Here is a 26,432-nt window from a genome sequence, read left to right on the forward strand (position 1 = left end):
CGCATGATCAGCAACATAGAAGGCATGTTTGACGATGATGTCTCTCTGGACACCCGTGCCGTCCACTCAGCCCGTGAGGACCTGGCCGCACTCGGGGTGCACGTGCCCCCGATCGACCTGTCCAGCACCTACCCGGTGACCGACGTCGAGACCGGCGGTGCGTCCTACGAGCACCTGGCCACCGGCGGAGCGCTGCAGTCCGGGCAGAGCGCTGTCTACCAGCGGCTCTGGAACCCGACCGTGGCCCGTTTCGAGCGGGCGCTCGCGGACCTCGAGGGCGCACAGGAAGGGGTGGCGTTCGCCTCCGGCATGGCGGCCCTGTCGGCCGTGCTGCTCGCGGCCGTGAGCGCCGGCACCCCGCACGTCGTCGCGGTGCGACCGCTCTACGGCGGCACCGACCATGTGCTCGCGACCGGCCTGCTCGGCACCGAGGTCACCTGGGCGACGCCCGCCACGGTCGCCGAGGCGGTCACCCCGCGCACCGGGCTCGTCGTGGTCGAGACCCCCGCCAACCCGACCCTCGACCTCGTCGACATCGAGGGCGTGGTCGCCCAGGCGGGTGACGTCCCGGTCCTGGTCGACAACACCTTCGCCACCCCTGTCCTGCAGCGGCCCCTGGCCCACGGCGCTCGCATCGTGCTGCACTCGGCCACGAAGTTCCTCGGCGGTCACGGAGACCTCCTCGCGGGTGTCATCGCCACCGACGGGGAGTGGGCCGCCCGCATCCGCAGTGTCCGGGCCCTGACCGGCGGCATCCTCTACCCGCTCGCCGCCTACCAGGCCCACCGCGGGCTGCAGACCCTCCCGGTGCGGGTGCGCGCCCAGCAGGACACCGCGCAGGTGGTCGCCCGGTGGCTGGCCACCCACGACCAGGTGCGCGCCGTCCACTACCCCGGCCTGGGTGACAGCGACCCCGGCGGCCTGGTCGGCACGCAGATGACCGGCACCGGCTCGGTGCTGGCCTTCGAGCTCGACTCCTACGCGGCCGCGGCTGCGGTCACGCAGGGCTGCCGCCTCGTCACGCACGCCGTCTCTCTCGGAGGGGTGGACACCCTGATCCAGCACCCGGCGTCGCTGACGCACCGGCCGGTGGCCCCGGAGGCCCGGCCCGGCGCCGGCATCGTGCGCCTCTCGGTCGGCCTGGAGGACGCCGGCGACCTCATCGCCGACCTCGGACAGTCCCTGCAGCAGGTCAGCCGGCGTTCGGCCACACTGACCGCCTGACCCCCGCAGCTCAGGCCTTCTTGGTCGCCGTCTTGCGGGTGGTGGCCTTCTTCGCGGTCTTCTTCGTCGTCTTCTTGGCGGCCCGCTTGCGGGTCGTGGGGCCCTTGGCCCGCTTGTCGGCGAGCAGCTCGAACCCACGCTCGGGCGTGATGTCCTGGGGGTCGTCGTCCTTGCGCAGCGTCGCGTTGGTCTCGCCGTCGGTGACGTAGGGGCCGAACCTGCCCTCCTTGACCACGACCGGCTTGCCGCTGACCGGGTCGTCCCCGAGCTCCTTGAGCGGTGGTGCCGCCGCGGCCCGGCCCCGCTGCTTGGGCTGGGCGTAGATCGCCAGTGCCTCCTCCAGGCCGATCCCGAAGATCTGCTCCTCGGTGGCCAGCGAGCGCGAGTCGGTGCCCTTCTTCAGGTAGGGACCGTAGCGGCCGTTCTGCGCCGTGACCTCCTCGCCGGACTCCGGGTCGACGCCGACGACGCGAGGCAGGCTGAGCAGCCGCAGGGCCGTGTCGAGCTCGATGGTGGCCAGGTCCATGTCCGTGAACAGGCTCGCGGTGCGCGGCTTGACCTTCGCCGCCTTCTTCGCCCCCTTGGCCGGTGCCTCGTCGCTCTCCGGGAGGACCTCGGTCACATAGGGCCCGTAGCGGCCGGCCCGGGCCACGATGTCGCGCCCGGTCGCAGGGTCCTGCCCGAGCACCCGACCGTCGTCCGCGGCGGTCTCCAGCAGCTCACGACCCTTCTGCGGTGTCATCTCGTCCGGGGCCAGGTCGTCGGTGATGCTCGCCCGCCGCGTCTCCCCCTCGGCGGTGGTGTCCTCGACGTAGGGGCCGTAGCGCCCGACGCGCACCACGATGCCCTCGCCGATCTCGACCGTCGAGACGGCGCGGGCGTCGATGTCGCCCAGGTCCTGCACCAGGTCCCGCAGGCCCTCCGCGCTGGTGGCCTCGTCGCCGAAGTAGAACCGCTTCAGCCAGGCGACCCGCTGCTCGTCGCCGGTGGCGATGCGGTCGAGGTCGGCCTCCATGGACGCGGTGAAGTCGTAGTCGACGAGCCGCGAGAAGTGCTCCTCCAGCAGCCGCGTCACCGCGAAGGCCAGCCAGGTCGGGATCAGCGCCGACCCTCGCGTGCGCACGTAGCCACGGTCCTGGATCGTGCCGACCGTGGCCGCGTAGGTGGACGGACGGCCGATGCCCTTCTCCTCCAGCGCCTTGACCAGGGTCGCCTCCGTGTAACGGGCCGGCGGGTTCGTCTGGTGCCCCTGGGCCTCGGCGCGCAGGGTGTCCAGACCGACGCCCTCGGACAGCTTGGGCAGGCGGCGCTCCGTCTCGGCCTCGCTGCGCCCGTGGCGCTCCTCGTCACGACCCTCCTCGTAGGCGGCGAGGAAGCCGCGGAAGGTGATGACGGTGCCGGAGGCGGAGAACTCCGCGTCCTTGGCACCGACGCCCCCAGGGAGGCTGGCCCCCAGCTTCACGCTGGCGGTCGACCCGCGGGCGTCGGCCATCTGGGAGGCCACCGTGCGCTTCCAGATGAGCTCGTAGAGAGCGTACTCCTGCCCCTTGAGCTCGCCGGCGACCTGGGCGGGCGTGCGGAAGGAGTCGCCCGCCGGACGGATGGCCTCGTGGGCCTCCTGGGCGTTCTTGGACTTCTTGCCGTAGACCCGAGGGGCCTCCGGGACGAACTCCGCGCCGTAGAGGTCACGCGCCTGGCCCCGGGCCGCGGCCACCGCCGACTGCGACAGGGTCGTGGAGTCGGTGCGCATGTAGGTGATGTAGCCGTTCTCGTAGAGCCGCTGCGCGGTGCGCATCGTGCTCTGGCTGTTGAGCCGGAGCTTGCGGCTGGCCTCCTGCTGCAGCGTGGAGGTCGTGAACGGCGCCGAGGGGCGGCGTGTGTAGGGCTTCTCGGAGACCTCACGCACGGCGACCCGGGCCTGCGGCATCGCCTCGGCCACCGAGGTGGCCAGTGTGGCGTCGAGCCGGCGCACCGTGCGCGTCCGCAGCGCACCGGAGTCGTCGAAGTCACGGCCGGTCGCCACCCGTTCGCCGTCCAGACCCGTCAGCCGCGCGACGAAGGCCTGGCCGCTGTTGCTCGAGGGCGCGAACTCGCCCTCGACGTCCCAGTAGGAGGCGGAGCGGAACGCCATACGCTCCCGCTCCCGCTCGACCACCATGCGGGTGGCCACGGACTGCACACGCCCCGCGGACAGCCCCTGCTTCACCTTGCGCCAGAGCACCGGGGAGACTTCGTAGCCGTAGAGCCGGTCCAGCACGCGCCGGGTCTCCTGGGCGTCGACCAGCCGGGTGTCCAGGTCACGGGTGTCGTTCGCGGCACGCTGGATGGCCTCACGCGTGATCTCGTGGAAGACCATGCGCTTGACCGGCACCGTGGGCTTGAGCACCTCGAGCAGGTGCCAGGCGATGGCCTCCCCCTCGCGGTCCTCGTCGGTGGCCAGCAGGAGCTCGTCGGCGTCCTTCAGCGCGCGCCTGAGCTCGGCCACCTTCTTCTTCTTGTCGCCGTCGACGACGTAGTAGGGGTCGAACCCCTCCTCGATGTTGATGGCGAACCTGCCGTAGGGCCCCTTCTTCATGTCCGGAGGGAGCTCGCTGGGGTTGGGCAGGTCACGGATGTGGCCGACGCTGGCGTCGACCTGGTAGTCCTTGCCGAGGAACTCACCGATCTTCCGCGCCTTGGCGGGAGACTCGACGATGACGAGCTTGTGGGTCACGGGACAGCACTCCTTCTGGGGAGCCTCGTGCCGCGGATTCGTCGCGACTCGGACGGGGCCCCGGCGCACACGGTAGCGGACCGGACAGGGTGCCCGGGCTGGCTACCCTGATCGCATGTCGATCCCCCGCCTCTCCGGAGTCGCCGCCGCCTGTCTCCTGGTCGGCCTGACGACCGGATGCTCACAGGCTCCCCGGACGAGCGAGGTCGTGGTCGAGCCGCCCTCCGACCCACCGTCGGCCGGCGAGGCACCCGCGGGCCAGGACGACGCGACGAGCACCGCGACCTCGGGGAGCACCGAGCGCAGCGTGACGACCGCCAGTGACGGCACGACTCTGGCGACCGGTGACCAGGCCAGCTTCGTGATGCCCTCGGGCAACATCCAGTGCGTCATGCGCGCGGCCTCCGTGGTGTGCCAGATCTCGGAGAAGGACTTCGACCCGGGGCAGGACGACCTCGACCCGCAGGCTCTCGGGGCGTGCGACACCGGCTCGGCCGACGCGGTCACCGTCCTGGCAGGGGCCCGCGCCACGTGGGGCTGCACCTCGGAGACGATCCGCGGGCAGGCCGCGCTGGACCTGGGCGGCTGGTGGGCCGGCGAGGGCGTGGGCGACACCGAGGAGGTCGACGGCGCCGACCTCGCCGTCCTGACCTACGACAGCTCCCTGCAGGTGGGGTCGATGCTCTGCCGCAGCTCGTTCACCGACGTGACCTGTCGTGACCTCGACTCCAGCCACGGGTTCACCCTGGCCCGGGAGGCCTACAGCACCGGCTGACCCGTTCCGGACGCTCACGGACCCGCCGGCACGTCCTCCGAGTCGACCGGTGCCTCGAACTGGGAGCGGTAGAGCGCGGCATACGCCCCTCCTGCGGCCAGGAGCTGCTCATGGCTGCCCTGCTCGACGATGCGGCCTGCCTCCATGACCAGGATCAGGTCGGCGTCACGGATGGTGGACAGCCGGTGGGCGATGACGAACGACGTGCGGTCCTGGCGCAGCGCCGCCATCGCGTGCTGCAGCAGCAGCTCGGTGCGGGTGTCGACCGAGGAGGTGGCCTCGTCCAGGATGAGCAGCGCCGGGTCGGTCAGGAAGGCCCGCGCAATGGTGATGAGCTGCTTCTCCCCCGCGGACACACTGCCGCCCTCGGAGTCGAGCACGGTGTCGTAGCCGAGGGGCAGCGAGTGCACGAACCGGTCGACGTAGGTGGCCCGGGCCGCCTGCAGGACGTCCGCGTCGGTGGCCTCCGGTCGGCCGTAGGCGATGTTGTCGCGGATCGTGCCCTTGAACAGCCAGGTGTCCTGCAGCACCATCCCGATGCGGGAGCGCAGGTCGTGCCGGGTGAGCGAGGTGACGTCCACCTCGTCCAGGGTGATGCGGCCCGCGTCCAGCTCGTAGAAGCGCATGAGCAGGTTGACCAGGGTGGTCTTGCCGGCGCCGGTGGGCCCGACGATGGCCACCGTCTGGCCCGGCTCCACCACGAGGTCGAGGTCCTCGATCAGGGGCGCGGCGGGGTCGTAGGAGAAGGCCACCCCCTGGAACTCCACCCGCCCCCGGGGCGACTGCCAGCCCTGCGGCGACGCGCGCTCGGTCTCCTGCTCGGGAGCGTCGAGCACCTCGAAGACCCGCTCGGCCGAGGCGACCCCCGACTGCATCAGGTTGGCCATCGAGGCGACCTGGGTCAGCGGCTGCGTGAACTGGCGGGAGTACTGGATGAACGCCTGGACCTCGCCCAGGCTCATCTGGCCGCTCGCGACGCGCAGCCCGCCCAGCACGGCGAGGACGACGTAGTTGAGGTTGCCGATGAACATCAGCGTCGGCATGATCAGGCCGGACACGAACTGCGCGCCGAAGCCGGCCTCGTAGAGGTCGTCGTTGGCCCGGGTGAAGACGGCGCGGCTCTCCTGCCGACGGCCGAAGACCTGGATCAGCTCGTGACCGCTGAACGCCTCCTCCACGATGCCGTTGACCTCGCCCGTGTGCTTCCACTGGCGGATGAACAGCCCCTGGGCGCGCTTGCCCACCACCGCGGTGACCAGGAGCGAGAGCGGGATCGTGACGAGCGCCACCAGCGCCAGCAGGGGCGAGATGACGAACATCATCGTCACCATCGCGATGACGGTGAGCAGCGAGGTCAGCAGCTGGCTCAGGGTCTGCTGCAGGCTCTGCGCGACGTTGTCGATGTCGTTGGTCACCCGGCTGAGGACCTCCCCGCGGGGCTGCTGGTCGAAGTAGGGCAGCGGCAGGCGGTGCAGCTTGGCCTCGACGTCACGGCGCAGGTTGTAGATGGTGCGGTTCACCACCACCACCAGGATCCGCGCCTGGCCCCAGGACAGCAGTGCGGCGACGAGGTAGATGCCGAGCACGACGAGGAGCACGTCGGCGACCGCCCCGAAGTCGACGCCCTGACCGGGCACGACGTAGTCCATCGCCTCCAGGATGTCGGCGACCGTGTCATCCCCCCGGTCTCGCAGGTCGGCGACCGCCTCCTCCTGGCTGACGCCCGCAGCGAGCTGCCGGCCGAAGACCCCGGCGAAGATCAGGTCCGTCGCCCGGGCCAGGATGACCGGGCCCAGGGCGTTGAGCACGACGCTGGTCGTCGTCAGGGCCAGCACCACCAGCAACGCGGCCCGGTCCGGGCGCAGCAGGCCCAGCACGCGCCTGGCCGAGCCCAGGAAGTCCTGCGGCTTCTCGACCGGGGCCCCCATCGTGCGGCGCGGTCCGCGGGTGACGACGGGCGGGCCGCGACGGGCCTCGGCGGCCTTCTCCTCGGCCGACCTCACTCCCTCGCTCATGAGCCCACCTCCGCGGTGAGCTGGGAGGCCACGATCTCCTGGTATGTCGTACAGCTCGCCAGGAGCTCGTCGTGGGTGCCGGTGCCCACCACCCGGCCGTGCTCGAGCACGACGATGCGGTCGGCCCGGGTGATGGTGGAGACGCGCTGGGCGACGACGAGCACCGTCGAGGTGGCGGTGCGCGCACGCAGGGCGGCCCGCAGGCGGGCGTCGGTGGCGACGTCGAGCGCCGAGAACGAGTCGTCGAAGACGTAGACCTCCGGACGCTTGACCAGCGCCCGGGCGATCGCGAGGCGCTGCCGCTGGCCACCGGAGACGTTGGTGCCGCCCTGTGCGACGGGGGCTTCCAGCCCCCCCGGCATGGCCCGCACGAAGTCCTCCGCCTGGGCGATGCGCAGGGCGTCCCAGAGGTCGTCCTCGGTGGCGGCGGGGTTGCCGTAGCGCAGGTTCGACGCCACGGTGCCGGAGAAGAGGTAGGGCCGCTGCGGCACGATGCCCGCCTTGCCCCAGACGTCCTCGAGCGCGGCCCGGCGCAGGTCGACACCGTTCATCCGCACCGCGCCGCCGGTCACGTCGTAGAGGCGCGTCACCAGCGACACCGCGGTCGTCTTGCCCGCGCCGGTGGACCCGACCAGCGCCGTCATCTGACCCGGGTGGGCCGTGAAGGAGACGTCCTGGAGCACCGGCTGCTCGGCGCCCGGGTAGCTGAACGTCACGTCCCGGAACTCCACGGTGACCGGTCCCTCCGGCAGGGCCTGCGGCTGCAGCGGGTCGACCACGGTGGTGTCGGTCTGCAGGACCTCCATGATGCGCCCCGCCGAGACGGAGGCGCGCGGGATCATCGTGGCCATGAAGGTGGCCATCATCACCGACATGAGCACGAACAGCAGGTAGGCCATGAAGGCGACGAGGGAGCCGATCTGCATCTGGCCGGCGTCGATGCGGTGGGCTCCGAACCACATGACCGCCACGGTGGAGGCGTTCAGGATGAACATGACGATCGGGAAGACCAGGGCCATGAGCTTGCCCACGGACAGGGCGGCGCCGGTGTAGTCGTCGTTGGCCTCGGCGAAGCGCGCCTTCTCCTGGTCCTCCCGCACGAAGGCCCGGACGACCCGCACACCGGTGATCTGCTCCCGCAGCACCCGGTTGACCTCGTCGACCGCCTTCTGCATGATCGTGAACTGCGGCACCATGCGACGCAGGACGAGGCCGATGCAGACCGCGAGCAGGGGCACGGCCACGGCCATCAGCCAGGACAGCCCGGCGTCCTCGCGCACCGCCATGACGATGCCGCCGACCATCATGATCGGCACGGTGACCATCATCGCCAGCGCCATGAAGACGACGGTCTGGACCTGCGTGACGTCGTTGGTGCTGCGGCTGATCAGCGTCGGCGCCCCGAAGCGCCCGACCTCCTGGGCGCTGAAGGTGCTCACCCGGTCGAAGACGCTCCCGCGCAGGTCGCGGGCGGTGGACGCAGCGGTCCGGGAGGCCAGGTAGGTCGCGGCGACGGTCAGCAGGATCTGCACGACGGTGAACGCCAGCATCAGGGCGCCCAGACGGACGATCTGGTCGGTGTCGCCGACCGCCACGCCCTCGTCGATGATGCGGCCGTTGAGGCTGGGCAGGTAGAGCGAGGCCAGGGTGCTCATGAGCTGCAGACCGAGCAGCACGAGGATGGGCGTGCGGTAGGGCGCCAGGTGGCGGCGGAGCAGGGCGATCAGCACGAGGGGCTCCTCGTGCCGTCCAGCAGCACGTCCACGATCTGCTCCGGCGTGAGCAGCCGGCCCCGCGCGATGTGCCGGTTGCTGCCGGAGAAGGTCAGCAGCCTGACCAGATGGACGAGCTCCTCAGGGGTCACGGTGAGCTGGTCCGCGTCCACCGCGACCAGGGCCGTCATCCGGCGGTCCAGCCGGGACTGCCACTCCTGGGCGTCGTCGGCCGAGAGGTCCTCCGGGGGTCGGATCATCCCCACGGCCGTCATCAGGTCGAAGAGGTCCACGAGCCTGTCCTGCAGGGCCGCCACCACGGCGACCAGACGCTCGCGCAGCGGCAGCCCGGGGTCGACGCCGTCCAGCCGCGCCAGCAGCGGCTCGGGGTCGAACGCACGGTGCAGGGCGGCACGGAGGAGGTCCTCCTTGCAGTCGAACACCCGGAAGATCGTGCCCTCCGCGACACCCGCCGCTGCGGCGATCTCCCGGGTGGTGACCGCAAGCCCCCGCTCGTGGAGCACGCGCACGGCGGCCAGCTCCAGCTGGGCACGCCGCTGGTCCGGCGGCAGAGAGGGGGCGCGGGACGGCATACCGCAGGATAACTGAGTGAGTGCTCACTCATGCCAGGGGCGGCTGCGACAGGTTCAACCCATGGGTCTGTTGTGTTCTGAGTCACATTGGAGCACACTCATGTATCAGGATGCGGCACAACGGTTCCTCGGGGGTAACCACACACGTCCATGCACGGAAGGCCTCCCCTGATGAGTCGCTTGTCCAGCCCTACCGGACCCGCAGTCGCCCGCGCTCGCACCGCCGAGATGCTCTGTCGTCTCCTTCGCGAACGCCCTGCCTACCGTCAGGCCTGGTCCCGGCACACCAGACGGGGAGGGCGGGGGGTGCACCAGGGGGCCGTCGCCCACGTGCTCGCGGACCACCTGTGGGCCACGGGTGCCGAGCCACGTCAGAACGTCGACCTGCCGCGCCAGCTCAAGGACGTCGTCAGCAGGGCCTTGTCGGGCAAGACCCTGTCCCCGCGGGTCCTGGGGCTGTTCATCGCCGCCTTCGCGATGGACGACCACACCAGCAGCCAGCTGTGGCGCTCCCTGCTGGGTGACCGTCGCGACCACGACCAGCACCCGCCCGACGAGCACCAGCCCGCCCAGCACCGCACCCGCCAGCACCGGTCCGACCAGCGCCGGCCGGACCAGCTCAGTGCATCAGGCCACCGGCGATGAGCCGCCGTAGCCGGGGCACGACCTGAGCCTTCACCTCACCGGCGTCCACGTCGGTCAGCACCGCCACGGCCTGCACGATCTGCGCCGCTGAGAGGTCACCGTCGCAGGCGCCGACCACCGCTGCCGTCAGGGTGTCCAGCTGTTCGACCCGGCGCAGGCCCCCACCCTGGCGCAGCCGGATCACCGCAGGGTCGGGAGCCCCTGGATATCCGACCCTCTCCTCGCCCACGTCGTCGGCGACGCTCCAGGGGACGCTGAGCACCTCGTCGTCAGAGTGCAGCGCGAGCCAGGTCCGCGCCCGGACCTCTGCGAGCACGGTCGGGCCCATCGGCACGGCCGTCGGGGACGGGAGGTGCTCCAGCACCCGCCACGGGGCACGGTCCTGGCCCGGGCGCTGCAGGGTCAGGACGCCGAAGCCGACCCGCTCGACCCCGCGCGCCGCGAAGTCGGACAGCCACGCCTCGTACAGGCCGTCGAACCCCGCCGTCCCGGGTCGGTGCCCGCCGTCGCGCGCCCAGGTCTCGGCATACTCCGCGACGTCCTGCATGTCCCGCTGAACCACCCAGGCGTCCAGCCCGGTGCCCTCCAGCCAGCCGCTCACGTGCTCCTGCCAGCTCTCACCGCTGCGCAGCTCCCAGTTGCCCAGCAGCTGGGCGATCCCGCCCGGCGCGAGGTGTGACTCCATGCCGCGCACCAGGCCTGCCACGACCTCGTCCCCCGTCGCCCCACCGTCGCGGTAGTCGTAGACGGGCACGTCGGCCCGGCGCGGGGTGATGACGAACGGCGGGTTGGACACGACGAGGTCGAACTCCTCACCGGCCACGGGCTCCCACAGCGAGCCCGCCCGCAGGTCCAGCTCGACCTCGTTGAGCCCCGCGGTGAAGCGCGCGAAGTCCAGCGCCCGGGCCGACAGGTCGGTCGCGACCCGGTGCGACGTGTGCCCCGCCAGGTGCAGTGACTGCACCCCGCAGCCCGTCCCGAGGTCGAGGGCCCGGCGGACCCGGGGCCGGGGGGTCCACGAGGCCAGGGTCGTGGACGCGCCGCCGACCCCGAGGACGTGACCCGTGCCCAGGGCCCGACCGGTCGCCGTCTCCGTGAGGTCGGAGGCCACCCACCAGGTGTGCTGGTCCTCCCCGTAGGGCCGCAGGTCGCACAGGCCGCTCACCCGGGAGCCCTGCCCCACCAGCCCCAGCGCCTGCACGCCGCGCACCCCGGTGCGGGGCAGGGCGGCCGCCAGGGCCGCGGCGGACACCGGAAGCCCGAGCACGAAGACCCGGAGCAGGGTGGCGACCGGGTCCTCGCTCCCCCGGGTGGCCAGGTCGGCGGGCAGCGGCTGCTCCCGGTGCAGCGCGGCCTCCGCGACCGGGCCGAGCACCTGCTCCACCCGGTCCACCGTGTAGGGGGCGGCCCGGAGGTCCTCGCGCAGGGCGGCCAGCTGCGCGGGCGAGCCGGCGGGAGCGGGGGTGGCAGGCGTGGTCACGTGGCGAGGCTAGCCGCGCTCACCACTGCCAGGTGAAACCGACCAGCGCGTGGTGCACGTCCTCGCCGAACCAGTGGACCGCATGGTCGGGGCCGACCTGCTGCGGTGTCAGGCCGGCCGGTGGAGCGTCCAGCGCCTCCCAGGTGCCGAACCAGACCTGCGCCGGCACCTTGGCGGGGTGGAACTGCACCTGCAGCGTCACCGCTCCCGTCGTGCGGGCGAGGCCGCGTCGGAACTCCGGGGGTGGCGAGTCCTGGTAGCGGAAGGTGGTGCGGTACTCCAGCACCGCCGTCTGGCCGGCGGGGACCGTGTCGTGCAGGTGGATGTCGACCGCCCAGACGCCCGGGATGTCGGTGGCGTAGACCTGGCCGGGACGGCCGCCGCGCACGACGTCGATCGCGACCGCCGAGGTGTCGAAGCGGTAGCTGTAGCGCGTCATCGGCTCCAGCGCCCGGATCACCTGGACGCTGCGGTGGGTGTGCGGCACCCCGTCCGCACCGACCACGTGCAGCTCGTCGAGGGCGACGGTGCGGTATGCCGTCTCCGGCGCCGGAGCCCTGCCCGGTGCGGGCTCGTCCGCGACCCGCGCGGCCTCCGGCTGGTCCTCGGCGAACCGGCGCCAGAGCAGGTCGCGATGGGCCGCGGAGATCTCGAAGGCCGCGATGAACCACTCCAGCGACTGCGGGGTCAGACGTCCGGACAGGGCACGGCCCACCGTGTCCTTGAGGCTGCGCGGGAGCGACTGCTGCTCGGCCGGCATGGCGCCGATGTCCGTCAGGTAGTCCGCGAGCACCTGCGAGACCGCCCCCTGGTGCAGGGGCCCGGGGCTGGACCGGCGGACGTAGTGCTGCCAGCGGCTGCGGTACTCCTCGTCCTCGGCGAGCAGACGGCGGAGCAGGTCCGCGGCCCGTGACGACGTCGCGTCACCCTGGCTGACCATGACCATGGCAACCTCCCCGCGTGCTCGTGTGCCCAGCAGCAGACTATCCAACCGAGGGCCACCGCGGGGGCCGCTGCCGCCTCCGCGGGCGTCGCGGCACCGCGGGCGTGTGCCCCGGCTGCCTCACGCCGAGGTCGAGGGCGTGGCGGGTGCCTCGGCGATGGCGAGGTCGCGTCGCTTGCTGACCCAGACGGCGACGACGATGACCAGGGTCGACACGCCCGCGATGCTCCAGCGGAGCACGTCGTTGGCGCCGTCTCCCACCGACATCGTGACGATGGCCGGCGCGATCAGGAGGGCCACCAGGTTCATCACCTTGATCAGCGGGTTGATGGCCGGGCCCGCGGTGTCCTTGAACGGGTCGCCCACCGTGTCGCCGATGACCGTGGCGGCGTGCGCGTCGCTGCCCTTGCCGCCGTGGTGGCCGTCCTCGACGATCTTCTTGGCGTTGTCCCAGGCCCCGCCCGAGTTGGCCAGGAAGACGGCCATGAGCACACCGGTGCCGATGGCGCCGGCGAGGTAGCCCGCGAGGGCACCCACGCCGAGCGCGAAGCCCACGGCGATCGGGGCGAAGATGGCCAGCAGCCCGGGCGTGGCGAGCTCGCGCAGCGAGTCCTTGGTGCAGATGTCCACGACCTTGGCGTACTCGGGCTTCTGCGTGTAGTTCATGATGCCGGGCATCTCGCGGAACTGGCGTCGCACCTCGAACACGATCGCGCCGGCCGCCCTCGTCACGGCGTTGATCGCCAGCCCGGAGAAGAGGAAGACCACCGAGCCGCCGATGAGGATGCCGACCAGCGCGCGCGGGTCGAAGACCAGGAACGACTGGTAGAGCGAGTCGCTGGCCTCGGCGCTGCCACCGGCCAGCTCCTCCAGGGAGGTGCTGACGGAGTCCCAGTACGCACCGAACAGGGCGGTGGCGGCCAGGACTGCCGTGGCGATCGCGATGCCCTTGGTGATGGCCTTCGTGGTGTTGCCGACGGCGTCGAGCTCGGTGAGGATCTGTGCGCCCTCGCCGTCGACGTCGCCGGACATCTCGGCGATGCCCTGGGCGTTGTCGGAGACCGGGCCGAAGGTGTCCATCGCCACGATGACCCCGACCGTGGTCAGCAGGCCGCAGCCGGCCAGCGCGACGAAGAACAGCGACAGGATCAGCGAGCCGCCGCCGAGGGTGAACAGCAGGTAGATCGCCCCGGCGATCGTCACCGCGGTGTAGACCGCCGACTCCAGGCCCACCCCGATGCCCGAGAGCACGACGGTGGCCGCACCGGTCAGCGAGGTGCGTGCGACGTCCTTGGTGGGCTTGGAGTCCGTGCCCGTGAAGTAGCCGGTCAGCCAGAGGATGAAGGCGGCGAGCACGATGCCGATGATGACCGCCCCGGCACCCCGGATGGCCGGGTTCAGGTCGGGGGTCTGCGTGACACCGAAGATCGCCAGGTCGGAGGAGGTGATGCCCTCCATGCTCCAGGGCAGGAAGATCATCGCCGCGATGACCGAGGCGACGGCGGCGGTGATGGCGGAGAGGTAGAACCCGCGGTTGATGGCGGTGAGCCCGTTCTCCCCGGGCCGCGCCTTGGTGACGAACACCCCGAGGATCGCGGTGAGCGCACCGATCGCCGGGATGATGAGCGGGAAGGTGAGACCGACCGAGCCCAGCGCCGCCGTGCCCAGGATGAGGGCCGCGACGAGCGTCACGGCATACGACTCGAAGAGGTCGGCGGCCATGCCGGCGCAGTCGCCGACGTTGTCACCCACGTTGTCGGCGATGGTGGCGGCGTTGCGCGGGTCGTCCTCGGGGATGCCGGCCTCGATCTTGCCCACGAGGTCTGCACCGACGTCGGCGGCCTTGGTGAAGATGCCGCCGCCGACCCGCATGAACATCGCCAGCAGCGCGGCGCCGAAGCCGAAGCCCTCCAGCACCTTCGGCGCGTCGCCCTGGTAGACGAGGACGACCAGCGCGGCGCCCAGCAGACCCAGGCCCACCGTGGCCATGCCCACCGTGCCGCCGGTGCGGAAGGCGATCCGCATGCCCAGGTCACGGCCGGAGGTCCGGGCCGCCTCGGCGACCCGCATGTTGGCCGCGGTCGCCAGGCTCATCCCCAGGTAGCCGATGGTCGCCGAGAAGACCGCACCCAGCACGAAGAACACCGAGCGTCCGACGCGCACGAAGGTGTCGTCGGCCGGCAGCGCGAGCAGCAGGAAGAAGGCGATGACGACGAAGACACCCAGGGTGGAGAACTGGCGGCGCAGGTAGGCCTGCGCACCCTCCTGGACGGCCGCACCGATCTCCTGCATGCCGGCCGTCCCCGGAGAGGTGGCCAGCACCTCCTTGCGGAACCGCAGACCCATCACCAGGGCTGCCAGGGAGATGAGGAGGACGACGACCACGATGGACGTGCCCCCCACCCCCAGCTCGACGTCCTGCATGACGATCGGTGTCATTGCTACCTCCGTGCAGCGTCGCGCAGCGTCGCGCGACGTGGGTGACCGTTGTGTGCGGCTCACAGTAGACCAGGGCACCGGCACCGTCACCCAGGCCTCGGCATACCGTGGCGACGATGTCTCCGACCGACCGCTTCGTGCCCGCCCGCGCTCTCGCCCACCTGGGGCGCGGCGACCGGGGCGGGCGTCTGCTGCACGTCCGGACGGTGCCACCGCGGCAGGCCCGCACCGTGCCCTGGCCCGCCTGGGTCGCGCCGCCGGTGCAGGCGGCCTGCCTCGGGGCGGGGATCGAGCACCTCTGGACGCACCAGCGCGACGTCGCCGAGCTGGCGCGGGCCGGCACCCACGTGGTGTGCGCCACCGGCACCGCCTCGGGCAAGTCCCTGGGCTACCTGCTCCCTGTCCTCACCGCGCTGGTCGACGGCCGGGAGGCGGCCTCCGGTCGCGGCGCCACCGCGCTCTACCTCTCCCCCACCAAGGCGCTGGCCGCCGACCAGGAGGCGCGGCTGGACGCCCTGGCCGTGCCCGGGGTGCGGGTCGCGGCCTACGACGGTGACACCCCGACGGACGAGCGCCGCTGGGTCCGCGAGCACGCCCACTACGTGCTGACCAACCCCGACCTGGTGCACCACTCCCTGCTGCCGGGGCACCAGCACTGGGCACCGTTCCTGCGCGCCCTGCGCTACGTCGTCGTCGACGAGTGCCACGTCTACCGCGGGGTGTTCGGGGCCCACGTGTCGGCGGTGCTGCGGCGGCTGCTGCGCGTCGCAGCACGGTACGGCTCGTTCCCCACCGTCGTGCTGGCCTCGGCGACGGTCGCCGACCCGGCGCAGCACGCGACCACCCTGGTGGGCCGACCCGTGGTCGCCGTCACCGACGACGCCTCTCCCCGGGCCGCCGCCACGTTCGCCCTGTGGGAGCCGCCGCTGGGAGAGGACGGCACCCGGCGCAGCGCCGTCGCCGAGAGCGCAGACCTGCTGGCCGACCTCACCTCCGCCGACGTGCAGACCGTCGTCTTCGCACGGTCGCGGGCGGGGGTCGAGGTCGTCGCGCAGGCGGCCCGCCGGCACCTGGGCGAGCTGCGCCCCGACCTGCGCGACGCGGTCGCCGCCTACCGCGGGGGCTACCTGCCCGAGGAGCGGCGCCGGCTGGAGGAGCGGCTGCGCGACCGGTCCCTGCTCGGGCTGGCGGCGACGACGGCGCTCGAGCTGGGCATCGACATCGCGGGGCTGGACGCCGTCGTGCTGGCGGGGTGGCCCGGGACCCGTGCCTCCTTCTGGCAGCAGTCGGGGCGGGCCGGGCGGACGGGCGGGGAGTCGCTGGCCGTGCTGGTCGCGGGGGACGACCCGCTGGACAGCTACCTCGTGCACCACCCCGAGCGGATCTTCGAGGCACCGGTCGAGGCCAGCGTGCTCGACCCGGACAACCCCTACGTCCTCACCCCGCACCTGGCCGCCGCCGCGGCCGAGCTGCCGCTGACGAGCGAGGACGTGCGGTGGTTCGGCCCCGACCTGCCTGCCCTGGCCGACGCCCTCGTCACCGGCGGTGTCCTGCGCCGCCGGCCGGCCGGCTGGTTCTGGGCCCGGTCCGACCGCGCGAGCGACCATGTGAGCCTGCGGACGGCCGGGGCGGCCGTGCGCATCGTGGAGACCCGCACCGGCCGGGTGCTGGGCACCGTCGACGGTGCGAGGGCTCACTCGGCGGTGCACACGGGCGCGGTCTACGTCCACCAGGGGCAGCCGTATGTCGTCACCCAGCTCGACCTCGAGGACGACAGCGCCTTCGTGGTCGCCGGAGACCCGGGCTGGAGCACGCAGGCACGCTCGGTGAGCGAGTTCAGCATCGTGGGCACCGACCGGACGACGCAGTGGGGCCCCGCGGTGCTCTCGGCGGGCCGGGTGGAGGTGACGACGCGGGTCACCTCGTTCCTGAGGCGTCTGCCCGGCGGCGAGGTCATCGGCGAGCACCCACTGGACCTGCCGTCCCGCACGCTGCGCACCCAGGCGGTCTGGTGGACCCTGCCCGAGGAGGAGCTGGCCCTGGCCGGCGTCGGCGAGGCCGACGTGCCGGGGGCGCTGCACGCCGCCGAGCACGCCTCGATCGGGCTGCTGCCGATCGTGGCCATCTGCGACCGTTGGGACATCGGCGGGGTGTCGACCGCATGTCACCCGGACACCGGGCTGCCGACCGTCATGGTCTACGACGGCTACCCGGGCGGGGCCGGGTTCGCCCGGCGCGGGCACGACCGTGCCCGCGCCTGGCTGAGGGCGACCCTCCAGACGGTCGAGGACTGCGAGTGCGCGACGGGGTGTCCGGGCTGCGTGCAGTCGCCCAAGTGCGGCAACGGCAACGAGCCCCTCGACAAGCAGGGCGCGGTGCGAGCCCTGCGGCACCTGCTCTCCGGGGTGCCGCCGTCCGGCGACCTCGACTAGTCTCGACAGGGCACCTCGTCGTCGGGGCGCGCACCGACAGAAGGGAAGGTGGCAGGCATGGTCGCCCTCGGTCTCATCCTCGTCCTCATCGCGGTCGTCGTGGTGGTCTACGTGTGGTTCGCCACCGCCGGGCTGCCGGCGATGGAGATCGACTGGGGCATCTTCACCGCGGAGCTCACGCCCTTCCAGCTCTTCGGCGTCGGTGCAGGGACCATCCTGCTGCTGTCCCTGGGTGCCGTGGTGCTGTCGGCCGGCCTGAAGCGGCAGCGCGCCAAGCGCTCGGAGATCAAGCGCCTGCGCAAGGAGGTCGCCACCAGCGAACCGGCGGACGCGCGCACATCCCCCGACTCCGGCTCCCGCACCCCGAGCGGAGCGGCCACGTCCTCCCGGCCGTCGGAGCCTGCCACCCAGGACGGCACCACCTCGTCGCGGCAGCACCGGCCGAGCACGCAGGACACCGCTCCGCTGAGCCGTCCGGCCGGCAGCGCCCCCGCCCCCCGCAGCGGTGACCGGAGCGCCGACACCCGAGGCGCCGGCACCCGGGACCCCGGCAACGCTCCCTCGGACGGTGACCGGGACGGCCTGCAGGACCGGCCCGGTCAGGCCCCGCCGCCGCCCGGCACCTGAGCCACCGCCGGCCGGCTGACCGTCGGACGTCGGCTCAGGAGCCAGCCTGCCGCCACCAGGACGGCTCCGGGAGCCGCGGCGAACTGCTGCCCCGCCAGGGTGACACCTCCGCTGCTGAAAGGGTCGGCGAAACCTGCCGCGGCCACCATGGCCAGGCCCACCACCGCCAGGACGGTCGCCGCCACGGCCCAACGTCCGGCCACCTCGACCCGCTGCGTGCGCTCGGCTCCCCGCAGGAGCAGCACCAGCAGCACGGTCACGGCCGCGCAGGCCAGCACCCACACCAGCTTGTGCCCCCACCACAGCAGCGAGCCCGGCTCGGGCAGGGGCACCTCCAGGGCCAGGGCCACGCCCGCCACCGTGACGAAGGCGGTCAGGTGCCACAGGAAGACGGTCAGGACCGACAGGTTGACCGCGACGGTGGCCTTCCACAGCCAGGCCTGCTGGAGCCACCGGAGCAGGTGTGACCGGAGCAGCATCACCAGTGAGACCTGCAGGACCGCGACCAGCACCACGCACACGCTGGGAGGCAGCATGTTGGACATCTCCTGGCCCGGCAGCCCGATCATGCTGACCGGGTAGGGGCCGGGCCCGGTGGCGACGACGAGCAGCAGCAGAGCCAGGGCCACTCCGGCCCACCACGCGCGCGGCGGCCACCGCAGCAGCCGCCCGTCGGCGTAGAGGATGCCGAGCTGCTGGCAGAAGGCGAAGACGACCACGTAGTTGAGCAGCCCGACCCCTGCCCAGGGCGTGCCCTGGAGCTGGTCGAGCGCCAGCGCCACGGGAGGGAGCAGCAGCACGAGAGCCCACGGATGGCGCCGGTGCACCTCGACCTGAGCCGGTGCGACCAGAGCCAGCAGCAGGTAGACGGCGAGGAACCAGAGCACCATCGCCGCGTTGGCCCCCGCCGTCACGACGAGGCGGTGCGGCACCCCGGCCCACACCAGCACCTGTGCCAGCACCAGCCAGACCACGAGGAACGGCAGCACCGGGCGCAGCACCCGGTCGATCCGCCCGGACAGGAAGAGCCTCAGCGACCGACCGTGCCACAGCGAGGTGGCGTTGGCGAAGCCCGCGGCGAAGAAGAACAGCGGCATGACCTGGAACAGCCAGGTCGCAGCCTGCAGCAGCGGCGAGACCTCCAGGACGTTGCGGACCGACACCGCGCCCGTGGCGTCCTGGGTCAGGGCACCCATGGTCCAGTGCCCCAGCACCACGACCAGGATGCTCGCGGCGCGGACGAGGTCGACGACGCGGTCACGGACCGATGCCATCGGTCCAGTATGTCGCCCGGACCGTCACGGAGACAGGGGCACCAGACCTGCCACCGCCGTGCCATGGGCCCAGGGCACGACCGGCACTCCGGTGGCGACCCGCACCTTGGCCCACACCCGCGGACCGACCTCGGCGCCCCCGACACCGCCGGCGCCCGCAGGGCCTGCCTCGAGCAGCTCGCAGGCGACCAGCTGGGCCCCGTTGGCCGTGGCGAGCGCGGCGACCCGCGCACACACCCGGTGCTCGGGTGCGCCGCGCAGCAGCTCCTGCCCGCCGGCCACGGTGCCGAGGTCGGCGGCAGTGCGGGCCCGCTGCCCGGCGGTCAGCGCAGCGCCCACCATGAGCCCGGCGAGCAGCACGGTCACCAGCACCGCGACCAGCGCCAGCCCCAGCACCGAGGCCGCACCACGGTCGGAGCCTGTCCCGCTCACGGCGCGAGCACCGGCTCACGGGGTGCGGTGGCGCCGGCCTGTGCCCGGGGCATCCCCGGCAGCCCGAGGCGTGGCGGCGCGGTCACCGTCACCGTCACCTCCTGGCGCCCCGTGCGCAGCGTGACGCGCGACCCCTCGGGTGCTCCCGCGCCGGCCAGTCGACGCACCTCCTGCTCCGGCTCGCCGCGCGATGCGGCACGCGCAGCCACGCGCGCCGCATCGGCGCAGCGGACCTGGTCGACGGCCAGGCCCAGACCGGTCAGGCACATCGCGAGCACCAGGAGCACGACGGGGACCACGAGCGCCAGCTCGGCGGTCGCCATCCCCGACTCACGGGGCCCGCGCGCCATCAGAGACCGACCGACAGGGACATCGTGATGACCTCCGTGACCAGCGTCGAGATGCCACCCGACTTCACCACTGCCAGCAGCACGGCCGCGAACGCGCACGCCGCGAGCGTGCCCACCGCATACTCGGCCGTCGTCATGCCCGCCTCGGGCCTGCGCCCCCACTCGCCCACCAGGTGAGCCCACCGTCGAACCCTCATGATCCTGCTCCTCCCACTCCGTCGTCCCCGGAGCCGTTGCACCGGAGAGCAGGTGCGACCACCCGCCACCAGCAGGCTGTCCCGAGCGCACCGGGAGGAGGAGCACCCCGGCACCGACTGTGGACGCCCCCGGGAGCCGGTGCCTGGTGTGGACGAAACGAGAGCAGCCCACGCTGACGCGTGCCTCGACCGGCCTGCGCAGCAGTGCTTCGGCCCGTTGACCCGCGCCTCGTCACACGTGAGCGGCGCTCTGACGTCCTGCGCTGACCTTGGCTCGACCGCATGCGGGGAGGCCGGCCCACCGGCGCCTCATCCTCGTTCGCTCTGGACCTGCGCGGTGTGCGTGAGCGTGATCAACAGCAACCCGCCGGCAATGTTGCCGACCGTGGCCAGTGCGAGGTTGACGCCCAGGTCGGCGTAGCCGACGGCGGAGGACGCCCAGACGCCGAACAGCAGGTGCAGTGCGGAGACCACGACGTGGTCGAAGGGTCCGAGGGCGAGGAGGAACCCGACCATGTAGGCCACGATGATGCGGGCGACCACCGTGTCGACTGCGTTCAGCATGTAGGAGAGCAACGCGACCAACGCCCCGGCCAGCACCGACCTGGCCAGCGTCGCCACCCATGTCTTGGCTGCGATCTCCTCGGCGGCGACCACCAGCGCCTGCGGTGCACCGTCCGGCAGGGCGCCGTCGATGCTCACGACGGCCAGCAGGACGGCACCACCCACGAGGTTGAGCACCAGGATGGTGACCCAGAGACGGGCCAGCCGTGCCCACGCCCCGGCACCTCCTTCCTTGACCGCGGCGGCGACCGGATCGAAGAAGTTCTCGCTGAACAGCTCGGTGCGCCCCACGATGAGGAACACGAGGCCGATCGCAAAGGCGAGGGCACCGGCCAGCTTCGCGACCTCGGCCCCGAGGCTCGGCTCGACGAGCGCCTCCACCACACCGAGCGCGACGATCCCGAAGACGACCGTGACACCGGCGATGAAGCCCGTCATCGCCTGGTCCTGCAGCGTCATCGACAGACGGCGTTCCCCCTCCGCCTCGGCGCGCTCGTAGATCTCCTGAGGATCCAGGGCCGGCGGGTGGGGCAGCGCGCTGTTCATGGGGTGACACCTCCGGTCGGAGAGGGGCAGGGACATCCTCGCCGCTCGGCCCGTCGGGCGGGCGCGGTGCGCGTGCTTCCGTTCGGCTCAACCGCTGCACCGGTCTGCCCGATGGCCGTCAGGACGGCGGCACGGTCCGCCGTCGTCGGACCGCCCCGGCTCACAGCTCCCCCATGAGCTCGAAGATGACGACCTGTGGTGGTGCGCCGATGCGCATCGGCGCCAGGCTGAAGCCGATGCCGCAGGTCACGAAGAGCTGGTTGCCCGCAGAGCCGTACCCCTGAGGGGCGAACCCGTCGGCGACCATGGCCTCCTTCTCGGTGAGCCCCAGGTAGGACCAGTCCGGCGTGCCGGGCAGGGAGACCTGTCCGCAGTGGGTGTGTCCTGCCACGGCGAGGGGGGCAGTCCCCTCGGGAAAGTCCGGGAAGGTCGTCGGGTTGTGCATGAGCACGATCCGGGCGGCGTCCTCGGGGACGTTCTGCAGTGCACGCTCGACGTCGGCCAGCCCGGGCCGGGCGGGGCCCACACCGACCAGATGGAGCTGTGCCTCGGCGGCGGTCCCGTCCGGACCGGGCAGAGGCACCGCCTCGTTGCGCAGCACCGTCACACCGGCGCTCCAGCGCGTCGGTGAGCTCCTCGGCAGCACCGACCTCGTGGTCATGGTTGCCCAGCACCGCAAAGACCGGGATGTCGGTCTCGAGCAGCGGGTCGAGCACGTCCAGCACCGTGTCGATCTGCACCGGGGCACCGGGGTCGTGGGTGTAGAGGAAGTCCCCGGCGATGAGGACGGCATCGGGGTCGGCCTCCACCACCCGGTCGGTCACCCGTTCGACCATGCCGGTGTTGGCCCACCACATCCCTACCTGCAGGTCGGAGAACACCGCGATCTCCGCGCCCTCCCACTCCTGGCCGAGGTGAGGCAACGACGCTGTGTAGCGTCGCTCGTGCAGGACCAGGCGTGGCTCCACGAGCACTTCGTAGGCGACGAGCAGGACCAGGAAGGCCGTCAACGCCACGGCCGCATGCTTCAGGACATGTCTCATCGGTGCTCCTCGGCCTCGGCTCCATCGCCGTCCTCGCAGCGAGACGACAGGACGCGGTCCAGCAGGGCCCGCAGTGCCGCGTTGACCACCCCTGGGTAGGTCATGTTCACCATGTGACCGGCTCCCGGCACAAGCACAAGACAGGCACTGTCCCCGATCCCCTGGGCGATCAGCTCGGCGCGCCGGGCGGGGATGGTCGCATCGTCGGCACCGGAGAGTACGAGCGTGGGAACCCTGCCCAGCACCTCCAGAGCCTCAGTGGACTCGAAGAACGTCATCGCGAAGAAGAAGGCGGCCACCATCGACTGGGGCGTGCGCACCCACATGTCCTGGACCGTGCGGACGGTGTCCCCGGACGCCTGGTCCGACCCGAACAGCCGCCGGTCAAGCCACCGCAGACCCCATGACCTGCGCAACGGCGCGACCGCATCGACCACCGGCGCAACCAGCCACATACCCCACAGCAGTGCGTGCGCCAGTCCACTGCGCAGGGCGATGTGGGCCGCCGTCGGGGGGAGGGCCAGCGAGGCGAGGTGGCCCGCGGAGGCTGAGATCAGGGCCACCCCCACCACCTTGCTGCCGAACAGCTCGGGTCGCTGCTCGGCCAGGGCGATCGTGGCCATGCCCCCCATCGAGTGCCCGACGATGACCACCGGGCCGGTCCCGGTGGCCTGGTCGACCACCTGACCGAGGTCGCACGCCAGCCGGTCGATGGCGGCGGGGCGTCGGCCTGCCCACCCGCTGCGACCGTGACCGCGATGGTCGAAGAGCACGACTCGGGCTCCAGAGCCCAGCGCCCGACGTTGAGCGTCGAACTCCTCGGAGCGGACAGCGAAGCCATGGACGAAGACAACGGTCACCGGCGCGTCGCCGGAGCCCTCGACCCGGGTATGCAGGAGCACGCCGTCGTCGGTCACCACCCCCGGCCCGACGCCGTTCGTGAGACGTGCCAACCGTCGGGTCCATCCGCGCCGGGCCCACACCGCCGCCGCCGCGGCGCCCAGGACGGAGAGCGCCGCCCCCGAGGCTGGACCGGCTGACCTCACCGCTCGCTCCTCACGGCTGAGGCAGGTGACGGTGTCCGCGCCCCCTGGTCCGTGTCCGGTCCGGCGTGGTCCTGCGCCGAGGGTGAGCCGCGCCCAGGGCGGAACGCCCACCAGCAGGCGGCGAGCCAGGCTGCGGTGAACAGCAGGCTGGCCAGGGTGTCCGAGGGGTAGTGCACCCCGCGGTAGACCCGTGCCAGGGCCACACCCACCACCGCGAGCACCGCCACGACGAGCACCAGGTAGGCCAGTCTGCCGCGGGTCCAGGCGAGCACGAGCAACGCGATGCCACCGTAGGTGGCGAACGCCGCCGCGACGTGCCCTGAGGGGAAGGACGAGGTCGGAGGCAGCGCGGCCGACAGCGGGTCCACCTCGGGCCGCTGCCGCCCGACGACGGTGGAGATCGCCAGGAACAGCGCCGTCTCGCCGACCGTCACGACGACCAGGAACAGCGGCGGTCCCCACCGCCGGGTCAGACCCAGGGCGAGGGGGACCGCGACGAGCAGGGCCAGCACGATGCCGATGGTGCTGCCGAGGTGGCTGACCGCGACCACGACCGGCGTCAGCGTCTGGGTGCGCACCTGTGCGAACCACTCGATCACCGCCATGTCGACCTGGCGCACCGGAGCAAGGACATCGGTCATCAGCAGGCCCAGCCCGACGAAGGCACCCCAGATCATCACCCCCGCAGTGACCAGGACGGCGACCGCGACCCACCCGGCAGGCAACGGCGCCTCATGGGCCGGGGCCGGCTCCAGGGCCGCCCGGTCCTCAGGGGCCAGCCCCTCCCGTGCCGGCCGCTCCCGTGCCGGCCGCTCGCCCAGCCCCTCCTCCTGGCGCCAGCTGCGAAAGGCCACGGCAGTCACCGTCAGCCACAGCATGCCCAGGAGCCACCCCGCGAACACGTCGGAGGGGTAGTGAACCCCCAGGGCGATGCGGGTCAGCCCGATCGCCGCGACCAGCACCACCGCCCCAGCGGTCACCGACCTGCGCAGACGCACCGGAACGACCGGCAGGAAGACGAGCAGAAGCACCCCGTAGGTGATGGTCGAGCCCATCGCGTGTCCACTCGGGAAGCCCGCAGCGGGGGTCTCGAGCAGCGGCGTGTCCACGACCGGCCGGGCGCGGTCCACCAGTGCCTTGACCCCGGTGTTGAGCACCGCTGCGCCGAGCCCGGTGACGGCCACGTAGGCGGCCAGCCGTGGCAGGCGACGGATGAGCAGCCACACCACGGCGACCGGCAACAGGATCCAGGCCGCCTCAGCACCGCCCAGGTCGGTGACGAGCTGCAACGCCGTGACCGCCCATGGGCGCTCGCTCACCGCTGCGTTCAGACTGTCCACGACGCCGACATCGACGTCGCGCAGGGGCGGCCACGCGGACATCACCAGGATGAGGACGCCGGCGAAGACGAGACCGGCCACCAGCACCGCTCCCAGCCCGAGCAGGCTCCTGCCCGCGAACCGTGCCGCACCGGACCGGTCGTGCTGATCGCTCACCGTCACGCCTTCCCGCCAGCGTTCCGCTCCAGGCACACAGGGGACGACCGGGGCGGACCCGCGACGATCTCGGCCGGCTGTGCGGTCTCGAACCGATCGGCGTCCTGCTCGTCGTCGCGGAACGCTCCGTCCACCACATACGCAAGGATCACCAGGGCCAGCGCCCCCAGGAGAAGCCACAGCCACAACAGGTCGCCGCCAGGCTTCTTGGGCTCGCCATGAGCGCGACCCCGGGACGTGCCCATGACAAACCCTCCTGCGCGCGTCGGTCGGACTGTGTGCCGCGTCGTGGCGAGAGAACGCGTCCCTGCGGCGATGCTAGGCCACGAGCCCGAAGATGGCTGAGTGGGAGGCCAGGGGTCAGCACCACCGGACCGGCGTGCTTCTCACGGGTGCACGTGTCTGGGGCGGGAACGGTGCGGTGCTCTCGAGACCGAGGTGTCAGGCTGTGGTCTCCGTCGGGGAGGGCTGGATGTTCTGGTTGAGCCGGAAGACGTTGTCGGGGTCGTACCGCCGCTTGAGCGCACGTAGCCGCTCGAACTTCGCCGGACCGTAGGCCTGGCGCACGCGGTCCTGCCCTTCGTCCATCAAGAAGTTGACGTAGACACCGGAGTGGTGCGGCGCTAGCGCTGACCAGTAGTCCCGGGCCCACCGGCGTTCGGCGTCGAAGCCGTCAGGACCCTTGCTGTTGCCGTTGATGTTGAAGGTGAAGCCGGCGCCGCGGCCGCTGAACGCCGTGGCGCCCTCGTCGACACGGGCCAGCGTCCCGCCCATCTGCCACAAGGCGACGCTCGTGACGGGTGAGACGATCCGTCGCCCGTGCTCGGCCATGACGTCGATCACGTCGTCCGTGAGCTCATCGACGTCGCAGGAGCGGAAGTAGTACCACCACCCGTGGGGAAAGGCGGGGTCGAACATCGACTGGTGGACGAGGTACGGCTTCGGCCCGCACAGGTCCAGCACCGGCCTGCCGTAGGTCTTCAGCGGGTGCAGGACACGTTCGCCCTCCTTCATGGCACCGGCATAGCAGGCGGTGACCGCGATGACATGGCGACCGACCATCTCGCGCGGCATGCCCGGGAGATCCGCTGCCCGGCGCTGCACGACGATCGTCGTCAGCTCGTCCGGGGACTCGGCGATCCAGTCGCGGTAGAAGCGCAGGACCTCTGGGGCGTCCTCCATCGCCCAGAAGACCGGTCCCGCGTACACCTCGGGCCCGACCGGGTGTAGCCGGAACTCGAACTCGGTCGCGACGCCGAAGTTGCCACCGCCGCCGCGCAGGCCCCAGAACAGCTCGCCATGGTGCGAGCCGCTGGCCCTGACGAGCTCGCCGTCCGCGGTGAGGAGCTCGACCGAGAGCACGTTGTCCACGGTCAGCCCGTGCTTGCGCTGCAGCCAGCCGAGGCCGCCGCCAAGCGTGAGTCCGGCGACGCCGGTGTGGCTGACGATCCCCGAGGGGACAGCGAGCCCCAGCCCTTGGGCCTCGCTGTCCAGCTCGCCCAGAAGGACCCCGGCCTGGACGTGGGCTCTGCGAGCAAGGGGGTCCAGCCGCAGGCTCTTCATGGGAGAGAGGTCGATCACCATGCCGTCGTCACAGACCGAGTGACCCGCAAAGCTGTGGCCACCACCACGCACCGCGACAGCCAGGGCATGGTCGCGGGCGTGCCGGATCGACCGCCTGACATCGGCGACGCCCGCACAGCGAGCGATGAGCGCGGGGTGGCGGTCGATGGAGCCGTTCCACACCCGGCGGTGCTGTTCGTAGCGGGGCCCCCCTGGCCGGACGAGCTCGCCGCGAAGAGTCGCAGCGAGCTCGTCGGCGTCGCTCACGTCGACGGGAAGCCGCTTCGTTGCCCTGGGCTCGGTTGTCATGACGTCGATTCTGT

At 72.1% G+C, this 26,432-nt stretch carries 22 protein-coding genes and 1 pseudogene; 5 read left to right on the top strand and 18 right to left on the bottom strand.

Features of this window, described 5'->3' with window-relative positions; translation table 11 throughout:
• Window positions 1-24: 24 nt before the first annotated feature.
• Window positions 25-1,224, top strand: a complete 1,200-nt coding sequence (locus tag LVO85_RS03070) for a trans-sulfuration enzyme family protein (protein WP_232745914.1) — start codon at window positions 25-27, stop codon at window positions 1,222-1,224.
• Window positions 1,225-1,234: 10 nt separating this feature from the next.
• Here LVO85_RS03070 and topA read toward each other — a convergent pair whose 3' ends face one another.
• Window positions 1,235-3,937: a type I DNA topoisomerase gene (gene topA / locus LVO85_RS03075; protein WP_232745915.1), complete on the bottom strand. Its 2,703-nt coding sequence runs from the start codon at window positions 3,935-3,937 to the stop codon at window positions 1,235-1,237.
• Window positions 3,938-4,052: 115 nt separating this feature from the next.
• On the opposite strand from topA, the gene LVO85_RS03080 reads away from it, so the two are divergent.
• Window positions 4,053-4,712, top strand: coding sequence for a hypothetical protein (locus LVO85_RS03080; RefSeq protein WP_232745916.1), 660 nt, complete (start codon window positions 4,053-4,055; stop codon window positions 4,710-4,712).
• Window positions 4,713-4,726: 14 nt separating this feature from the next.
• On the opposite strand, the gene LVO85_RS03085 is transcribed toward LVO85_RS03080, so the two are convergent.
• The 3 genes from LVO85_RS03085 to LVO85_RS03095 are packed head-to-tail and all read right to left on the bottom strand — an operon-like array spanning window position 4,727 to window position 9,032.
• Complete coding sequence (locus tag LVO85_RS03085) at window positions 4,727-6,727, bottom strand: ABC transporter ATP-binding protein (protein ID WP_232745917.1); 2,001 nt, start codon at window positions 6,725-6,727, stop codon at window positions 4,727-4,729.
• Window positions 6,724-8,457, bottom strand: a complete 1,734-nt coding sequence (locus LVO85_RS03090; protein ID WP_232745918.1) for an ABC transporter ATP-binding protein — start codon at window positions 8,455-8,457, stop codon at window positions 6,724-6,726. Before LVO85_RS03090 ends, LVO85_RS03085 begins: the two co-directional genes overlap by 4 nt.
• Entirely contained in the window at window positions 8,451-9,032 is a 582-nt protein-coding gene (locus LVO85_RS03095; RefSeq protein WP_232745919.1) for a TetR/AcrR family transcriptional regulator, read from the bottom strand. Before LVO85_RS03095 ends, LVO85_RS03090 begins: the two co-directional genes overlap by 7 nt.
• Window positions 9,033-9,338: 306 nt before the next feature.
• Here LVO85_RS03095 and LVO85_RS03100 point away from each other — a divergent pair, with 306 nt between their 5' ends.
• Entirely contained in the window at window positions 9,339-9,677 is a 339-nt protein-coding gene (locus LVO85_RS03100; RefSeq protein WP_232745920.1) for a hypothetical protein, read from the top strand.
• On the opposite strand, the gene LVO85_RS03105 is transcribed toward LVO85_RS03100, so the two are convergent.
• From LVO85_RS03105 to LVO85_RS03115, 3 genes are all read right to left on the bottom strand, one after another.
• Window positions 9,652-11,157, bottom strand: coding sequence for a DUF7059 domain-containing protein (locus tag LVO85_RS03105; protein WP_232745921.1), 1,506 nt, complete (start codon window positions 11,155-11,157; stop codon window positions 9,652-9,654). The two genes, LVO85_RS03100 and LVO85_RS03105, sit on opposite strands and share 26 nt — an antisense overlap.
• Before the next feature lie 19 nt (window positions 11,158-11,176).
• On the bottom strand, window positions 11,177-12,103 hold the full coding sequence (locus LVO85_RS03110) for a hypothetical protein (RefSeq protein ID WP_232745922.1): 927 nt from the start codon (window positions 12,101-12,103) through the stop codon (window positions 11,177-11,179).
• Between the two features lie 117 nt (window positions 12,104-12,220).
• On the bottom strand, window positions 12,221-14,539 hold the full coding sequence (locus tag LVO85_RS03115) for a sodium-translocating pyrophosphatase (RefSeq protein WP_232745923.1): 2,319 nt from the start codon (window positions 14,537-14,539) through the stop codon (window positions 12,221-12,223).
• A 116-nt stretch (window positions 14,540-14,655) separates the two neighbouring features.
• On the opposite strand from LVO85_RS03115, the gene LVO85_RS03120 reads away from it, so the two are divergent.
• Window positions 14,656-16,971, top strand: coding sequence for a DEAD/DEAH box helicase (locus LVO85_RS03120; RefSeq protein ID WP_232745924.1), 2,316 nt, complete (start codon window positions 14,656-14,658; stop codon window positions 16,969-16,971).
• Window positions 16,972-17,028: 57 nt separating this feature from the next.
• Window positions 17,029-17,598 carry a hypothetical protein gene (locus tag LVO85_RS03125; RefSeq protein WP_232745925.1) on the top strand — a complete coding sequence of 190 codons (570 nt, stop codon included), beginning with the start codon at window positions 17,029-17,031 and terminating at the stop codon, window positions 17,596-17,598.
• Here LVO85_RS03125 and LVO85_RS03130 read toward each other — a convergent pair.
• The 11 genes and pseudogenes from LVO85_RS03130 to LVO85_RS03175 all read right to left on the bottom strand — a co-directional run bounded on the left by LVO85_RS03130 (window position 17,571) and on the right by LVO85_RS03175 (window position 26,418).
• A complete protein-coding gene (locus LVO85_RS03130; RefSeq protein ID WP_232745926.1) occupies window positions 17,571-18,872 on the bottom strand; it encodes an acyltransferase family protein in 1,302 nt (433 codons plus the stop codon). The two genes, LVO85_RS03125 and LVO85_RS03130, sit on opposite strands and share 28 nt — an antisense overlap.
• 24 nt (window positions 18,873-18,896) lie before the next feature.
• Window positions 18,897-19,304 (bottom strand): Rv3654c family TadE-like protein, encoded by a 408-nt coding sequence (locus LVO85_RS03135; RefSeq protein WP_232745927.1) that lies wholly within the window; start codon window positions 19,302-19,304, stop codon window positions 18,897-18,899.
• The gene (locus tag LVO85_RS03140) at window positions 19,301-19,627 is read right to left on the bottom strand and encodes a TadE family type IV pilus minor pilin (RefSeq protein WP_232745928.1); all 327 of its coding nucleotides are present in this window, start codon (window positions 19,625-19,627) and stop codon (window positions 19,301-19,303) included. Before LVO85_RS03140 ends, LVO85_RS03135 begins: the two co-directional genes overlap by 4 nt.
• 26 nt (window positions 19,628-19,653) lie before the next feature.
• Window positions 19,654-19,851: a DUF4244 domain-containing protein gene (locus LVO85_RS03145; protein WP_232745929.1), complete on the bottom strand. Its 198-nt coding sequence runs from the start codon at window positions 19,849-19,851 to the stop codon at window positions 19,654-19,656.
• A 309-nt stretch (window positions 19,852-20,160) separates the two neighbouring features.
• On the bottom strand, window positions 20,161-20,961 hold the full coding sequence (locus tag LVO85_RS03150; RefSeq protein ID WP_232745930.1) for a formate/nitrite transporter family protein: 801 nt from the start codon (window positions 20,959-20,961) through the stop codon (window positions 20,161-20,163).
• Window positions 20,962-21,121: 160 nt separating this feature from the next.
• On the bottom strand, window positions 21,122-21,622 hold the full coding sequence (locus tag LVO85_RS03155; RefSeq protein ID WP_232745931.1) for a hypothetical protein: 501 nt from the start codon (window positions 21,620-21,622) through the stop codon (window positions 21,122-21,124).
• Between the two features lie 40 nt (window positions 21,623-21,662).
• A pseudogene (locus tag LVO85_RS17160) lies at window positions 21,663-22,004 on the bottom strand (hypothetical protein); the annotation flags it as partial.
• The gene (locus LVO85_RS03160; protein ID WP_232745932.1) at window positions 22,001-23,050 is read right to left on the bottom strand and encodes an alpha/beta fold hydrolase; all 1,050 of its coding nucleotides are present in this window, start codon (window positions 23,048-23,050) and stop codon (window positions 22,001-22,003) included. The gene LVO85_RS03160 and the pseudogene LVO85_RS17160, both read right to left, overlap by 4 nt.
• Window positions 23,047-24,546 (bottom strand): phosphatase PAP2 family protein, encoded by a 1,500-nt coding sequence (locus LVO85_RS03165; protein WP_232745933.1) that lies wholly within the window; start codon window positions 24,544-24,546, stop codon window positions 23,047-23,049. Before LVO85_RS03165 ends, LVO85_RS03160 begins: the two co-directional genes overlap by 4 nt.
• Window positions 24,547-24,548: 2 nt before the next feature.
• On the bottom strand, window positions 24,549-24,791 hold the full coding sequence (locus LVO85_RS03170; RefSeq protein ID WP_232745934.1) for a hypothetical protein: 243 nt from the start codon (window positions 24,789-24,791) through the stop codon (window positions 24,549-24,551).
• A gap of 196 nt (window positions 24,792-24,987) precedes the next feature.
• A complete protein-coding gene (locus LVO85_RS03175) occupies window positions 24,988-26,418 on the bottom strand; it encodes an FAD-binding oxidoreductase (protein ID WP_232745935.1) in 1,431 nt (476 codons plus the stop codon).
• Window positions 26,419-26,432: the final 14 nt, after the last annotated feature.

It is taken from the genome of Ornithinimicrobium sediminis (genome assembly GCF_021272345.1).
In the GTDB taxonomy this organism is placed as follows: Bacteria; Actinomycetota; Actinomycetes; order Actinomycetales; family Dermatophilaceae; genus Ornithinicoccus; species Ornithinicoccus sediminis_B.